At 73.2% G+C, this 14,000-nt stretch carries 14 protein-coding genes and 2 pseudogenes; 4 read left to right on the top strand and 12 right to left on the bottom strand.

The window, feature by feature from the left end; genetic code table 11:
* The first annotated feature begins 29 nt into the window (after positions 1-29).
* Positions 30-611, top strand: a complete 582-nt coding sequence (locus OG299_RS03850; protein ID WP_327360472.1) for a TetR/AcrR family transcriptional regulator — start codon at positions 30-32, stop codon at positions 609-611.
* Positions 612-636: 25 nt separating this feature from the next.
* On the opposite strand, the pseudogene OG299_RS03845 reads toward OG299_RS03850, so the two are convergent.
* The 7 genes and pseudogenes from OG299_RS03845 to OG299_RS03815 form a co-directional block, all read right to left on the bottom strand.
* A pseudogene (locus OG299_RS03845) lies at positions 637-1,587 on the bottom strand (alpha/beta hydrolase).
* 233 nt (positions 1,588-1,820) lie between these two features.
* Entirely contained in the window at positions 1,821-3,026 is a 1,206-nt protein-coding gene (locus OG299_RS03840) for an anhydro-N-acetylmuramic acid kinase (protein WP_327360471.1), read from the bottom strand.
* On the bottom strand, positions 3,023-4,321 hold the full coding sequence (locus OG299_RS03835) for an MFS transporter (protein WP_327360470.1): 1,299 nt from the start codon (positions 4,319-4,321) through the stop codon (positions 3,023-3,025). Before OG299_RS03835 ends, OG299_RS03840 begins: the two co-directional genes overlap by 4 nt.
* A 92-nt stretch (positions 4,322-4,413) precedes the next feature.
* A complete protein-coding gene (locus OG299_RS03830) occupies positions 4,414-4,740 on the bottom strand; it encodes a DUF4288 domain-containing protein (protein WP_266637068.1) in 327 nt (108 codons plus the stop codon).
* Between the two features lie 9 nt (positions 4,741-4,749).
* The gene (locus OG299_RS03825; protein ID WP_327360469.1) at positions 4,750-5,052 is read right to left on the bottom strand and encodes a hypothetical protein; all 303 of its coding nucleotides are present in this window, start codon (positions 5,050-5,052) and stop codon (positions 4,750-4,752) included.
* A 3-nt stretch (positions 5,053-5,055) separates the two neighbouring features.
* Positions 5,056-5,529, bottom strand: coding sequence for a hypothetical protein (locus OG299_RS03820; RefSeq protein ID WP_266637064.1), 474 nt, complete (start codon positions 5,527-5,529; stop codon positions 5,056-5,058).
* Between the two features lie 70 nt (positions 5,530-5,599).
* Positions 5,600-6,124, bottom strand: coding sequence for a DUF5133 domain-containing protein (locus tag OG299_RS03815; protein ID WP_327360468.1), 525 nt, complete (start codon positions 6,122-6,124; stop codon positions 5,600-5,602).
* 266 nt (positions 6,125-6,390) lie between these two features.
* Between OG299_RS03815 and OG299_RS03810 the strand changes: the two genes are divergently transcribed.
* Entirely contained in the window at positions 6,391-6,642 is a 252-nt protein-coding gene (locus tag OG299_RS03810; RefSeq protein ID WP_266637060.1) for an EF-hand domain-containing protein, read from the top strand.
* Positions 6,643-6,665: 23 nt separating this feature from the next.
* Here OG299_RS03810 and OG299_RS03805 read toward each other — a convergent pair whose 3' ends face one another.
* On the bottom strand, positions 6,666-7,220 hold the full coding sequence (locus OG299_RS03805; protein WP_327360467.1) for a DoxX family membrane protein: 555 nt from the start codon (positions 7,218-7,220) through the stop codon (positions 6,666-6,668).
* A 261-nt stretch (positions 7,221-7,481) separates the two neighbouring features.
* Positions 7,482-7,766, bottom strand: coding sequence for a hypothetical protein (locus OG299_RS03800; protein ID WP_266637058.1), 285 nt, complete (start codon positions 7,764-7,766; stop codon positions 7,482-7,484).
* A 221-nt stretch (positions 7,767-7,987) separates the two neighbouring features.
* Here OG299_RS03800 and OG299_RS03795 point away from each other — a divergent pair, with 221 nt between their 5' ends.
* Complete coding sequence (locus OG299_RS03795) at positions 7,988-8,878, top strand: calcium-binding protein (protein WP_327360466.1); 891 nt, start codon at positions 7,988-7,990, stop codon at positions 8,876-8,878.
* A gap of 40 nt (positions 8,879-8,918) precedes the next feature.
* Here OG299_RS03795 and OG299_RS03790 read toward each other — a convergent pair whose 3' ends face one another.
* A complete protein-coding gene (locus tag OG299_RS03790) occupies positions 8,919-9,599 on the bottom strand; it encodes a TetR/AcrR family transcriptional regulator (RefSeq protein WP_327360465.1) in 681 nt (226 codons plus the stop codon).
* Positions 9,600-9,714: 115 nt separating this feature from the next.
* Here OG299_RS03790 and OG299_RS03785 point away from each other — a divergent pair.
* A pseudogene (locus OG299_RS03785) lies at positions 9,715-11,364 on the top strand (FAD-dependent monooxygenase); the annotation flags it as partial.
* A 467-nt stretch (positions 11,365-11,831) separates the two neighbouring features.
* Here the strand turns inward: OG299_RS03785 and OG299_RS03780 are convergent.
* Both OG299_RS03780 and mptB read right to left on the bottom strand, forming a co-directional pair.
* Positions 11,832-12,239, bottom strand: a complete 408-nt coding sequence (locus OG299_RS03780; protein WP_327360464.1) for a VOC family protein — start codon at positions 12,237-12,239, stop codon at positions 11,832-11,834.
* Positions 12,240-12,454: 215 nt separating this feature from the next.
* Positions 12,455-13,924: a polyprenol phosphomannose-dependent alpha 1,6 mannosyltransferase MptB gene (mptB, locus tag OG299_RS03775; RefSeq protein ID WP_327360463.1), complete on the bottom strand. Its 1,470-nt coding sequence runs from the start codon at positions 13,922-13,924 to the stop codon at positions 12,455-12,457.
* Positions 13,925-14,000: the final 76 nt, after the last annotated feature.

Genomic DNA, 14,000 nt, shown 5'->3' with positions numbered 1-14,000 from the left:
TTCCGCTCGAGGGCACTACAGTGCATGCCATGGCCTGGGACACAGCACGCACCAAACAACTCCTGCTCGACGCGGCGGTGGAAGAGTTCGCCGAGCACGGGTTCGACGGCGCCCGGGTTGCGCGCGTGGCCGCCGGTGCAGGTGTCAACAAGGAGCGGATCTACCAGTATTTCGGCAGCAAGGAGAAGCTGTTCTGCGCGGTGCTGGAGACCGAGTTGAAGAAGCTCGCGGCAGCCGTCCCGCTGACGGAGGCGCAGGCCCGCGACCTGGGCGACTACGCCGGCCGGGCCTACGACTACCACCGCGCCCACCCGCACTTCATGCGGCTCCTGGCCTGGGAAGGCCTGCAGTGCCAGGACCAGCTGGCCGCCCAGTGCGAGCGGACGGATCACTACGCCGAGAAGATCGCCGCGATCGCCGCGGCCCAGCAGGAAGGCGCACTCACCGGCGAGTCCAGCCCGGCACGGCTGCTGCACACGGTGATGTCGTTGATCGCCTCGTGGTTCACGCTACCGCAGCTCGCCCGCATCCTGGTGCCGGAGGACCTGGACGCGGGACCGGACGCGCAGCGGGCGGCCCTGGTGGCGACGGTCCGCCGGTTGACGTCCTGACTTCCTGGCCTTCCGGCCGCCGGTGTCAGGCGCCGATGGCCGCCATCAACCCGGGGAAGGAGAAGACCAGCTCGCGCTCCCAGTACGGCCAGGCGTGGACGCCCCGGTAGGAGCACACGGCGGCCGGAACGCCGAGCTGGGCGAGCCGCACCAGCATGTCCTGGTTCATGCCGTGGATGAGGCGCTCGACGCGCTCCGCGCCGCCGGCGATCGGGTTGGTGCAGCGCGCGGGGCTCGCCGGCGGGTGGCCCCACTGCCAGCCCGTACCGGCGTCCGTACCGTCGCCGTACGAGATGTACAGCGCGGTGCCGGCGAGCCCGGCGGCCTGATGCAGCGGGTCGTTCCGTTCCCACACGCTGCGCCGGCGCAGATCGGTCGGGTCCGTCGTGTCGAACGGGAAGCCCGGCTCGCCCCAGATGCGCCGCCAGTCGGTGTGGCACCCGGCGCCGGCGCCCTTCACCAGGTCGGGCCCCGAGAGCCCGCCGTCGAACGACAGGTGGAGCGTGCTCACCGCTCCGCTGTACGAGGCCACCGCGCGGAACATGCCGGGGTGCAGGGCGGCGAGTTTCATCGCGCCGAGCCCGCCCATGGACAGGCCCGCGACGGCCCGCTCCGTCCCGGCCCGTTACTGGCTCTCCAGCAGCGGCCGCAGTTCGTCGACCAGGTACGTCTCCCACGCCGGCGGGCCTCCGCCGCCGGAGTTGTACCAGTCGCTGTATCCACTGCACGGGCTCGTCTGCGGCAGCACGACAAGGACGTCCCGAGGGGCGGCGAGCTCCTCGATGTGGGTGTGGGCGGTCCAGTCCGTGTGGTCGCCCGAGCCGCCGTGCAGCAGCCACAGCACGGGCCAGGTCCGGGTGGCGGTCTTCGACCAGGAGGGGGGCAGCAGCAGCCGCACGGCGACGGGCGCGTCGATCTCGGGCGAGGTGACGGTGAGGTCGAGCGTCCGCGCGTCGATCCGCTGCTCCTGGACCACGCGGGCCGGATCGTCGGCCACGCGGGTGGCTGTGGCTGCGGCTGCGGCTGCGGCTCCGGTTCCGGGCCCGATGCCCGCCGCCGATCCCACCCCCGCCGCCGGCAGCAGGAGTACGAGCCCTGCCAGTGCTGCGACCGCGTGGCGGCTGATCCGATGCACGAGACTTCCCTCCGTCGGCTGGTCAACGAGGCGCGGAGCTGCGGGTTCCGGGCCCAGGCCGCCTCTGGCGCCGTTCACACCGCGGCTTCTGCGGTCGCCGGACCCCGTACGGACAGGGCGTGCGGAGCGCGGCCCGGATGCGCGGGCAGACGCAGCGGACGGCTGCCCGGAGTGAGCGAGCCCAGCACGCGCGGGCCGGCGGCTCCGGTGCACGCCGGGGCATTGCCCGGGAGGCCGTGCAGGCTGAGGTAGCCGAGCACCGCGAACGCGTACGCCTCCTTCGCCTCCGCGGGCAGCCCGAGCTCCCGCGACGCACGGACCGCCGTGCTGCCCGCCAGCTCGTCGCGGAGCATCGCCATCAGCGTCGGGTTGCGTACCCCGCCGCCCGACACGAAGACCTCGGTCGCCGCGAGAGGGCGCAGCGCATCGGCCACCGTACGGGCGGTCAGGCGCGTCAGCGTGGCGACGAGGTCCTGGGGCCGGAGCTCACCGCACCCCGCGAGCCGCGCCCGGAGGTAGCCCGCGTGGAACAGCTCCTTGCCCGTCGTCCGGGGCGCCGGCATCCGGTAGTACGGCTCCCCGGACAGCAGCCGGTCCAGCAGCCCCTCGTGGACGCGCCCGGCGGCGGCGAGCACGCCGTCCTCGTCGTACGCGCGCCGCCCGGCGCTCAGTTCCCGGACCGCGGCGTCGATCAGCGCGTTGCCCGGGCCGGTGTCGAACGCCACGGGATCGGCGCCCGCCGGCAGCACGGTGACGTTGGCGATCCCCCCGATGTTCAGGGCCGCGGGCACGCCGGGGCGCCCGCGCAGGAGCATCAGGTCGATCAGGCTAACCAGGGGAGCCCCCTGCCCGCCCGCCGCCACGTCCCGCGTCCGAAAGCCGGAGACGACCGGGCAGCCGCTGCGCTCCGCGATCCAGGCCGGTTCGCCGAGCTGCAGCGTGCCGTGCACCCGGCCGTCCTCGGCCCAGTGGTACACCGTCTGCCCGTGCGAGGCGACCAACTCGGCGCGCCCCGCGCACAGTTCCCGGTCGGCGCGGGCGGCGACGGCCGCGAAGGCCTGGCCGATCCGGGTGTCGAGGCGGCAGACGTCGGCCAGGGTGGTCGGCGCGGGCGGCAGGGCGGCGGCGAGGGCCTCCCGCACGTCGGCCGCGTACGGCTCGCTGACCATGCCGAGGGGCACCAGCTGCAGGGTGCCGTCCTCGGCGGACGGTTCCAGGTCGGCGGCAGCGGCGTCGACGGCGTCGTACGAGGTCCCCGACATCAGCCCGATCACCCTCATCGCAGCGGCTCCCGGTGGGCGCGCCCGCGCAGGGCCAGCAGCGCGGGACAGCTGAGGGCGCAGGCCCCGGCGGCGTAGTACGCGGGCACGGCGGGGTCTCCCGTCCGGGCGATCAGGGCGGTGATGACGAGTCCGGCGCAGCCGGAGAACACCGCGTTGGCGAGGGAGTAGGCCAGGCCGAGCCCCGTACAGCGGACCCTGCGCGGGAACATCTCGGCGAGCATCGCCGGTCCGGGCCCGGCCAGCAGGCCGACCAGCGCACCCGCGAGCAGCACGGCACCGGCTCTGGCCCACGGCGACGCCTCGGGGGACCGGAGCAGGTGGACGAGGGGGAGGGCGAGCACCACGACGCCGAGGGCTCCGCACAGCATCACCGGGCGCCGGCCGATCCGGTCGCTGAGTGCCCCGGCGGGCAGGATCGACGCGGCGAACCCCGCATTGGCCAGGGCGGTGGCGAGCAGGGCCTCGCGGAGGGAGGCGCCGAGCGTCGCCTGGAGATAGGACGGCAGGACGACGAGGAAGGTGTACCCGGCCGCCGACCAGCCCATGATCCGCCCGATCCCGAGTACGACGGCGCGCGCGAGCTCCCGGGCGCCGAGCGGACCGTCCCGGCCGTCTCCCGGGGGAGCCCCGGGCGGTTCCTCCAGCGACGTACGCAGCCACAGCGCCACCGCGCCCAGCGGCAGGGCCAGCAGGAACGGGATCCGCCAGCCCCACGCGTACAGGGCCTCGGCGGGCAGCGCGCTCGCCAGGGTGGCGGCCGTACCGGCCCCGGTGAGCAGGCCGAGCGCGACGGTGAAGGACTGCCACGCGCCGTAGAGGCCGCGGCGGCTGTCGGGCGCGTACTCGGTCATGAGGGAGACGGCCCCGCCGAACTCGCCGCCCGCGGAGAGTCCTTGCAGCACCCGCAGGAGCGTCAGGAGCCAGGGGGCGGCGCCGCCGATGGCGGCGCGGGTCGGAAGGAGGCCGATCATCGCGGTGGCGAGGGTCATGAGGCCGACGACCACGATGAGGGTGGGCCGCCGCCCGAGGCGGTCGCCGAGCCGCCCGAACAGTACGGCGCCGACGGGCCGGAAGAAGAACGCGAGGGCGAACGAGGCGTACGTGGCCACCAGTGCCTCGGCGCCGCTGCTCCCCTCGTGCCGGAAGAAGTTCGCGGCGATGACGGTGGCCAGGCAGCCGTAGACGCCGAACTCGTACCACTCGACGAGATTGCCGACCGAACCGGCGAGCAGCGCCCGACGGGACGTGGTGGTGCGGCGTGCAGCCGCGGGACGCAGCTCGAGAGGTCTCACCCGTGCTCCGTGCCCCCTCGCCGCCACGGCGACGCCTCCGCCGGTGCCGTTTCAGCAGTTCGGCGGCCCCCCGGCCGGCCGCGTACGGAGGGTCAGAGGTCCTCGCCGGACAACAGGGGTTCGAAGGCCGTGTAGGCGGCGAAGTTGCGGAAGTGGCGGGTGTAGATCTCCGTGCCGTCGCCGAGGGGGTCCTCGGGCACCTCGGCGACATCCACGAGCTGCCGGAACGTCCAGGTGATCAGTTCACCCTTCTCGTTCCGGTAGCCCGTCTCGAGGGCTTCGCCGTGGGCCTGGGCCTTGGACCTGGCCTCGTCCTCGGTCCGGGCCGACAGCAGGACGAAGCTCTCCCGGTACAGGGGCGCCTGCCCGCCGGCCGTGGCCGTGGCGACACAGACCAGAACCGCGACGTAAGTCCTCATCGGCGCACGCTACTTCTTGAACCGGTTGTCATTCAGCAGCTTCCACGCCGTCTGGCAGGACTTGAGCCCGCACCCCCGGATGGAGCCGAGCGAATCCCCGTAGTGCTCCCCGGGGAACGCCTGCCGGATGGATCCCTTGCGGCATCGCGAGATGAAGTTGTTCGCGATCTCGCCCAGGTTCTCGCTCGCCACACAGACGTCCGACGGCTGCACCGGTACGGCAGCCAGCCCGGCCGCCGGCAACCCGAGCAGGACGCCCCATGCGAGGACGAGCGCGCTCGCACCGCGCGCCAAGGTCCCGTTGACCCCCATCGGTCAGCAGCCCGCGAGCTTGCCGTAGGCGATCCAGACCTCGCCCTTGCCGTTGATGCTCACGTTGCCGGTCTTGTGCAGTCCGGTGTACTTCCCGCGGTACTTCCTGAGCTGCCCGAACTGGGATTCCAGGGACAGGTAAGGAGAGTCGGGCCGCCAGTCGCCGGAGAACTCGGCGTACACCCCGTCGGTTCCGTCGGTGCCGCTCGCCCAGCAGGCGCGATCGCCCGAGTAGAGGACCAGGTTGCCGTCGTACTGCATGTCGAGGCGGTAGCCGCCGTTGCCGATGCACTGTCCGGGGATCAGCTTGTCCGTGAACGACGTCCCGATGTTGCGGCACGTCGCCGCCTGCTCCGTCGCGGCGGAGACCTGCCCGGCCGACACGGTTGCCGCCGCCAGCAGGCTCACCACCGCGCACGTCAGTGCACGGGTCGTCTTCCCGACCGTCTTCCCGACCGTCTTCCTGACCGTGTTCATGGGACGCACCCCTCTACGCATGATCACTTCCATCGGCGATCACGAAAGGTAGCAGCTCGACTACGGGAAGTCACAACCCGTGGCGCTCTGTTGACGCGTCCCGGACCCTTCCCCGCACCGGGGCGCCGAGCCACTCGGCGCCGACGAGCAGCTCGGCCGAGCGGAGCGCGGTGCAGGCGTTGCGTTGGCCCATCAGGATGCACAGGGTGTACGTGGCGTCGTCGAGCTCGTTGCGCAGGGTGAGGTCGTGCGGAGCGGCCAGGGCGCGGCGGCGCAGGCCGCGGTGCCGCTTCAGCAACACGCCGATGGTCTGCGGATCGGGGAGGAGCCGGGTGTACGGCTGCGGCACGGGCGGCGCGGTGGCGGTCCTGGCACCGTCCATCGCGGCCTTCAGGGCCGTGCCGAGGGCGGCCGGCAGCGCGCGGCAGCCTCCCAGGGCGAGCACGGCCTCGGCCGTCTCGAGCAGGGCGATCTCGGCGGCCCGTGCCGTGTCCGCCAGGATCTGGCGCGCGGTGTCGGAGCCGCACGGCACCACCGCCATCAGGACGGTCACGGCCTGCTCCGTGGCGGCGTGCCCGGGTGTTGTCTCGCTCATCCGCGTGATTCCTCCGGCTGCTGGGTCGGCTTGCGCCGGCTGTGCGCGTCATTGCCTGGGATGGGGCACGGCCTCGTACGCCGAAAGGTTCGGATCCCGCTGGGGAAGATGCCGCGGTCCGGCCGGTCGGCCCCACGGCCCGTGACCGGACCGGGCGTCCGCCGCCGCTCGCGCTCCGGGGGGCCCGCGCCCGCCGGCCGGGGTGGGCGGCGCCGTAGGCTGGCGGCAGGCAGTTCCTGCCGACTCCTCCCGGAAGGACGTACGTGATGAGTGCGAAGGCCCGCAAGCTGTTCGAGGCGCTCGATCTCAACCATGACGGCACCCTGACCCGCCTGGAAGTGATCACCGCCCTGCGGACGAAGGGCCCGACCCTGGCGGCCAACGGCGACTTGCCGTTCTGGGCCCTGGGCGATGTCGACGCCTCGTCCGCGCTCTTCGACGCCGCCGACAAGAACGGCGACAACGTGCTGACGTTCGAGGAGTTCGCCCGGGAGGTCGACCGCCGCTTCGGCTGGTAGCCCCTGCGAGCCGGCGATGGCGGCTACGCCGTCTGGCTGTCGGAGTCCTGGCCCGGGCCGGACGCTTCGGCGGCGGCGAGCGTTGCGGCCCGCCGGTTGAGGACGACGGTGGCCGCGGCCGCGCTGAGCGTGAACGCCATCACCACCGTGGCCGGCCGGTCCAGCCGGTGCCGGGTGACATGGTCGAGCGAGTAGCAACCGGGCCCCGAGAGGCCGAGGCAGGCCGCGACGAAGCCGAGGAAGGCCGGGTACTCGAAGCCGCCGCCCTGGGCGAAGAACCCGGCGGGCGCGTGCACCGCGGCGGCGCCGGCCATGGCGCCCGCCGCGGCCGCGCCGGCCGCCGGGGTCGCGAGCCCCAGCGCGAGGAGCGCGCCGCCGCCGGCCTCGCCGAGCCCGGCCGCGATCGCGCTCTCCCGTCCCGGCGTGAATCCCATGTGCTCCATGCCCCGGGCCGTGCCCTCGATACCGGCTCCGCCGAACCAGCCGAAGAGCTTCTGCGCCCCGTGTGCGATCAGCACACCGCCTGCCCCAAGGCGCAGGGCGAGCAGTCCGAGGTCCTTGCGATGGGTGAGCGACATGAGGACAGACCTTTCCTTGGGCGCGGTCGCCACGACCTGGTGGTGCGGGGTGGTGCGTGTCACCTGGTCTCAAGCTTCACGTGAGCACACCGCGTGCGCATGCGGTGTGCCGCCACCGGCGCGTCCTGGACCCCGTCCGGACGCGAGGAAGCCGGTGACGGCGTACGGCCGGATGGTCGGCCGGGCGTCCGGGAAAGAGCTCCGCCGTCCGGGCGGCGGCAGCCGCGGTGAGCCACGGATCGGCGTGGAGCGGGGGTCCGATCAGCTGTCGTCCATCACCGCATCGCAGGAGGAGCACACCAGGCTCGCCTCCTGCGGCGGGTACCACGGGGAGCCCGGCTGCCCGGACGGGGTCCAGCGGGCCGGCTCCATCGCGAAGGTGTCCTTGCCGCAGAGCGTGCGCGGCCCCGGCTCGGTGGTCGTACCCGGCGCGGCAGGTGCGGCATGCACCCGGCGGACGGGTGTCTCGGTGCCCTGCGCCGGCCCCTTGCCGGCGCGGGTCGCATGCGGCGTGTCGAGCTCGTGCACCACGATGATCCCGCTCATACCTCGACGGTAGGCGACCGTCCGGGGACCCGCTCCCTCGAGGCGGAGCGGACCCGTCCGGGTGCGCGGCCCGCTCCGGAGAGGGGCCAACCGAGCGTAAGACATACAAAAGGCTATGCATTTCATTGCCTTCGAGGCTTTCACACCATATGTTCCCGACGGATTCGAGCCTGGTCCCTCGGACGGCCGGGCAGCTGTGACCACTCCCACCGGAGGTCTGAATGCCTTGTCGTAAGTCACTCACCCTGCTGACCGCAGCCGCGCTGCTCTCCTTCGGCGTCCCGGCAGCGGCCGCCGACGCGCCCGAGGCCACCTGCTTCGGCCGCGCGGCGACCATCACGGGGGCAGGCACGATCGCCGGGACGGAGGGCAATGACGTCATCATCGGGTCGGCGGGTGCGGACACCATCGACGGGCTCGGCGGGGACGACCTGATCTGCGGCCTGGCCGGCAACGACACGATCGCCGGAGGCCTGGGCAACGACCGGCTGGACGGCGGCGAAGGCGCGGATCTCCTGCGCGGCGACCTGATCGCCACCGGAACCTCCGTCGCCGGCGGGGGCGATGACGTCCTCTTCGGCGGGCCGGGTGACGACCGCATGGGCGGGGACAGCATGGCCTTCGGCTCCAGCGCGTCCGGCGGCGGCAACGACGTCCTGTTCGGCGAGGACGGGAACGACGCCATCATCGGCGACAGCCGCGGCGGCATCAACGCGACGGGCGGCGGCAGGGACGTCATCGACGGTGGGCCCGGTGACGACAGCATCACCGGCGACTCCTCCGCCGAGGCCAGCGCGGTCGGCCACGGCGCCGACGTACTCATGGGCGGGCCCGGCGTCGATGCCATCATCGGCGACAGCAACTCGGGCCACGCCGCGCACGGCAAGGGCGAGAACGGGGTGGCCGCGAAGCCGGCCCGGCCGGGCCGCCAGAGCCGCCCGACCTCCTCGGCGAAGCCCGCTCAGGGCGCGCCGGTACCGCTCTCCCCGGCGGAAGAGGCGGCGAGCGGCAATGACGTGATGGACGGGGGCGACGACCTGAAGGACACCTGCGACGGCAATGACGGAAGCGACGTGGCCGTCCGCTGCGAGACCACGAAGAACGTGCCGTAGCGGACGGGCGCGGACGGGCGCGGACGGCCCGCCCCGCGGCTCAGCGGATGCCGTAGCGCGCGGCGATGCCGTCGATGACGATCTGCAGGCCCTCTTCGAAGTGTTCGTCGTACTCCTGGAAGAGGTGCGCACCGGCGGCCGCCGCGAGCGGGTAGTCGGCCAGGCGCTCGCTGCGTTCCGCCACGTCGTAGCCCTCCCGGCGCTCGCCCGGGACGGGGTGGACGCCCTGTTCCTCGATCACGAACCCGAGCGTGTACGAGAAGGCGGTCGCCATGGCCCGTACGGCCTGCGGCAGTTCGAACCCCTGCGCCAGCAGGGCCGCCAGGTAGGCCTCGGACTGTTCCGCGTGCTCGGTTCCGGTGAAGCGTGACCCGGTGAACACGCGGGCTCCGTCGCGATAGGCGAGCAGGGCGCGGCGCAGACCGTGATGGGCGACCAGCATCCGCTCGCGCCACGGCGTCGAGGAGTCGTCCGCCCCGGATTCCGCCGGTCTCACGGTCATGCGCCGGAACATCTCGGTGGCCATCTCGTCGATCAGCTCTTGCTTGTTCTTGAAGTGCCAGTAGAGCGCCGGCGCCTTCACGTCCAGCTCCTGCGCGATGGCGCGGAGCGTGAGCTTGTCGAGCCCGCCCTCGTTGAGCAGCCGCAGCGCGGTCTCGGCGACGGTCAGGCGGCTCAGCGGCGGGACGCGAGGGGGTGTCTGCTGCGGCTTGGCGTTCATCGTCTGCCTGTCTCCCGGGCGGTGCACTCGTTCGAGGGTTGACAGCTTAACAACGTTAAGGGCACTCTTGCGATACGGGCCTCCTTAACGTTGTTAAGGAGAAGTCCTCGCTACGGGAATGGGGAGATCGATGACGCAGTACGGACACGAGCACCGGCACGAGAACGAGCACGAGGAGGAGCGGCAGCGGGGCGCCGCCCTGGGGATCGCGGCCCTGGGGGACCGGCGGAGCGATGTCCTGATCGTGGGCGCCGGGCCCACCGGCCTGGTGCTGGCCTGCGACCTCGCCCGGCGCGGCGTGCGCGCGCTCGTCGTCGAGCGGTCGCCGGAGCTGTTCCCCGGTTCCCGGGGCAAGGGGATCCAGCCGCGGACCCTGGAGGTCTTCCACGACCTCGGCATCCTCGAGGAGATCATGCGGTGGGGCGGCCACGCGCCGATCGGCATGACGTGGCAGGGAGGCGCCCGCGCGGGCGAGTACCGGATGTTCGACGACGCCGAGTCGACCGAGGACGCGCCCTATACCGGGCCCTGGATCCTGCCCCAGTGGCGCACCCAGCGGATCCTGCTCGACCGGCTCCGCGAGCTGGGCGGTGACGTGGTGTTCGGCGCCGAGCTGACCGGGCTCACCCAGGATGCCGAGGCCGTCACGGCCACGCTCATACCGGTGGGAGGCGGAGGTCCGGTGACCGTCCGCGCGGGGTACGCCGTCGCCGCGGACGGCGGCCGGTCCACGGTCCGCCGGCTCGTCGGCGTCAAGATGACCGGCGAGCGCGTCGACCCCGCCCCGATGCTCGTGGCCGATGTGGTCATCCCGACGCTCGACCGGGAGAACTGGCACATCTTCCCGCCCGCCGCGGGCGGCACGGGCTTTGCGGCCCTGTGTCCCCTGCCGCATTCGGGGGAGTTCCAGTTCGTCGCACAGCCGGCGCCGGTAGGGAACGAGATCGCGGCGGACGACGTGCGCGCGCTGGTTGCCGCATTCACCCATATACCGGCCGAGGAGGTCACCGAGGTCCGCTGGGCATCGGACTTCACGGTGAACGCCGCTCTCGCCGATCGCTTCCGCGAGGGCAGGGTCTTCCTCGCGGGCGATGCCGCCCACATCCACTCACCGGCAGGCGGCCAGGGACTCAACACCAGCGTCCAGGACGCCTACAACCTGGGCTGGAAGCTCGCCGCCGTCCTGCGGGACGGAGCCCCCGAGGCGCTGCTGGACACGTACGAGGAGGAGCGCCTGCCCAACGCCGCCGCGATGCTGGGGCTGTCCACCCGCATCCACCGAGGCGAGGAACGGCGCGGCGCCGCCACCCGCCAACTCGGCCTCGACCAGAGGGACTCGTCGCTCACCTGCGAGACACGCACGGGTCTGGCCGAGGACGCCCTCACCGCGGGAGACCGTGCACCCGACGGACGGCGCGACGGGCTGCGCCTCTTCGACCTCTACCGAGGCCCCCACTTCACGCTGCTCGCGGTCGACACCCCGCTGCCGGACCGACTGCCGCCCCTCCCGGGCCTGCGTACGGCACGGACAGGCCCGTACGAGGCGTACGGGCGCGGCCTGTACCTGGTCCGCCCGGACGGCTACATAGCCTGGGCCGGCTCCGCCGATGCCCCGGTCGATGCCTCGGCCGACGACCTGCACGCCTGGGCGACCCGCGTTGCGCAGCCGGACCGGGGCGGGTCGCACGGTGAGGGGCCGGCGGCGAGCGGCGCGGGCTGTTCACCCCGCGAGGCGGGTGCGGCGGTCTCCTGCAGGCCGGCATGATCGGCCTCCGCCGCCATGAACACGGCCCGGAGCCCGAGCCGTTCAGCCTCCTCCGCCGATGGTGTCGAGGACGACGTCCGCGTCCGTGACGGTCTCGGCGAAGTCGGCCGTGCGGTGGTCGACCACCAGGTCGCCGCTGCCCGGGCTGCACCCGGTGTCCACCAGGTCCTGCCGGCCGGTGCGGCCGACCGGCTCGTGGGCGAGGTGCCGGGCGTGGGCCGGTCGGTCCCGGTGAGCCGGAGCGCCTCCGGGCCGCCGAAGGCGGTCTGCGTGATGGCCCGCACGGCGTGCGGGACGGACAGGTCGAGGCCGACGCAGACGTGCCGTTCGTGGATGGCGGTCAAGTCCTCACGGCCGCCGGGGGCGCCGACCAGGGTGCGCATCGAGCACACGCGGCGGCTGCTGGAGGTGACCGACCGGCCCGAGGGCAGGCTCACCAGCAGCCCACGCTGAGGCCCGCCTCACGGCTATGGGCGGGCGTAGGGGCGGGTCATGATCTCCATGTTGTGGCCGTCCGGGTCGGCGAAATACGCGCCGCGACCGCCGAACAGGCGGTTGATCCGCCCGGGTTCGGTGTGGTGGGGGTCGGCGTAGTAGGTGACCCCGACCGCCTCCAGGCGGGCGATCATGGTGTCGAACCGCTCGTCGGGCACGAGGAACGCGTAGTGCTGCGGCTGGATCGGCTCGTCGGTCATCGCGTAGTAGTCGAGCGTCACGCCGTTGCCGAGGTCGACGGGCAGGAACGGCCCGAACGGAGCCCCGACCTCCAGTCCCAGGATCACGGCGAGGAACTCGGCCGACAGCTGCCGGTCCCCGGCATGGACGACGGTGTGGTTCAACTGGACGGCGTTCGGATACTGCTGAGTGTTCTGCACGAGTGGGGTGTCTCCGGTTTCGGGATCCGCTGGAACGGCGCCACACGCGGGCGCCGGGGAACGAAAACGCGGAGAAGCGGCGGGCCCCTGGCCCGCCTCGTGCTCACGCCGAGGCCGGGAACCCTACTCGTACATGGCTCAAGGCCGACCCGGCAGTCACACGGCCGACCTTAGTGATCACCACGGGCCGGGACAACCCCGTTCCCCCGCCGGGCTCACCGGCGCGTTCTGGCCGCCGCGCGCACCCACGCGCGCTCCTGCAGCAGGAGGCGGGGCACCGCCCCCAGCCGCAGCGGACCCCACGCCACGAGTGCCGCCACGGCCGCCGACGCCCCCGTGACGGCCGCGAGCGCATAGGGCCAGGTGGGCGCCGTCCCGCTGGGCAGCACGATCACCAGCAGCCCCAGCACCGCCAGCCTCGCCCGGGTGTCCTCCAACAGCCGCCAGGCGACCGCCGCCAGCGGCACCATCCCCCACAGCACGTACCAGGGCTGTACGACCGGGGCGGCCGCCACCAGTCCCAGCAGCGCCATGCCGGTGGCGTACTCGGGACCCGTACGCGGGGCACGCCACGCACAGAAGACCACCGCGCACACGCCCAGCAGCATCCCCACCGACCGTGCGGCGGCGATCGCACCGGCCGCCGTACCCACGCCGAACCCCTCGGCGAACAGCCCCAGCACCCGGCCCACGTCCGTGCTGGGCGAGAGCACCGTGTACACCTGCGTCGGGCCCTTCAGCGTCGACAGCCACCCCCAGCCCTGGCCGCAAACACCCACGCCCAGCACCAGCGCCGCGAGGGCCACCAGCGAGATTCCCGCCGCCCGCGACCAGCCCGAACGCCGGTCCGGCCGCCCGCCGACGGACCACGCGGCGGCACACAGCAGAGCCACCGCGGCGGGAACCTTCACCAGCGCGGCCGACGCGAGGACGACGGTGCCCAGCACCCATCGGCCCCGGCGGAAGGCCACCAGCCCCGCCACCATCAGCCCGATCATCAGCGCCTCGTTGTGGGCCCCGCCCACCAGATGCACCAGCGCCAGCGGGTTGAGCACGGCCGCCCACAGCGCCCCGGCCTCCCCGGCGCCCCACTCGGACGCAAGACGGCCGATGCCCCACACGATCAGCCCCAGCCCCACCAGGGCCACCAGCCGCATCCCCAGCACCGCCGCCACCGTGTGGTGTTCGCCCGTGACGGCCACCACGGCCCGCGTCGCCGCGACGGCCAGCGGCCCGTAGGGCGCCGGTGCGTCCTGCCACATCTCCGGCACGTTGTCCGCGAGCGGACCGCCGAGCGCCGACGGCCCCAGCCGGTACACGTCCCAGCCCCGGCCCGCCAGCGCGCCCTGCGCGACATAGCTGTACGCGTCGTTGCTGAACAGCAGCGGGCCCGGTACGAGGGGCAGAACCCAGGACCACAGCACGGAGCGCAGCTGCCTGCGGCCGACGGGCTCCCCGTCCCGCAGCAGCCCGCCCAGCCGCCACCAGGCGAGCATGAGCAGCACCAGCCCGGCGTACGAGGCCGCAGCTCCCAGCACCGTGTGGGCCGGGCTCCGCTGCGCCCACACCCCGTCGGGGACCCCGAAAGGCAGTGCGCCGGCCGACCAGCTCCCGGCCGCCAGCAGCACCGACCCGAGCGTTCCGAGCAGCCGGCAATCCCGGACCGTGACCCCCACCTCAGCCATGGCGGCAGCCTAGGGCGGACGTGGTCGGTGATCGGCCCGCGGGAGGCGTCGGGGAAGTGAACTTCGGGGGTCGTTC

The organism is Streptomyces sp. NBC_01296 (assembly GCF_035984415.1).
GTDB lineage: Bacteria > Actinomycetota > Actinomycetes > Streptomycetales > Streptomycetaceae > Streptomyces.
Note: the sequence above shows the minus strand (reverse complement) of the source record. Positions and strands in the feature narration are given on the sequence as shown.

Coding starts and splice junctions, on each gene's coding strand:
- mptB (WP_327360463.1), bottom strand. CDS start 13,924: ATGGCTGAGGTGGGGGTCACGGTCCGGGATTGCCGGCTGCTCGGAACG.
- OG299_RS03825 (WP_327360469.1), bottom strand. CDS start 5,052: ATGGGGGTCAACGGGACCTTGGCGCGCGGTGCGAGCGCGCTCGTCCTC.
- OG299_RS03850 (WP_327360472.1), top strand. CDS start 30: ATGGCCTGGGACACAGCACGCACCAAACAACTCCTGCTCGACGCGGCG.
- OG299_RS03800 (WP_266637058.1), bottom strand. CDS start 7,766: ATGAGCGGGATCATCGTGGTGCACGAGCTCGACACGCCGCATGCGACC.
- OG299_RS03805 (WP_327360467.1), bottom strand. CDS start 7,220: ATGTCGCTCACCCATCGCAAGGACCTCGGACTGCTCGCCCTGCGCCTT.
- OG299_RS03840 (WP_327360471.1), bottom strand. CDS start 3,026: ATGAGGGTGATCGGGCTGATGTCGGGGACCTCGTACGACGCCGTCGAC.
- OG299_RS03830 (WP_266637068.1), bottom strand. CDS start 4,740: ATGAGGACTTACGTCGCGGTTCTGGTCTGTGTCGCCACGGCCACGGCC.
- OG299_RS03810 (WP_266637060.1), top strand. CDS start 6,391: ATGAGTGCGAAGGCCCGCAAGCTGTTCGAGGCGCTCGATCTCAACCAT.
- OG299_RS03795 (WP_327360466.1), top strand. CDS start 7,988: ATGCCTTGTCGTAAGTCACTCACCCTGCTGACCGCAGCCGCGCTGCTC.
- OG299_RS03820 (WP_266637064.1), bottom strand. CDS start 5,529: ATGAACACGGTCAGGAAGACGGTCGGGAAGACGGTCGGGAAGACGACC.
- OG299_RS03815 (WP_327360468.1), bottom strand. CDS start 6,124: ATGAGCGAGACAACACCCGGGCACGCCGCCACGGAGCAGGCCGTGACC.
- OG299_RS03790 (WP_327360465.1), bottom strand. CDS start 9,599: ATGAACGCCAAGCCGCAGCAGACACCCCCTCGCGTCCCGCCGCTGAGC.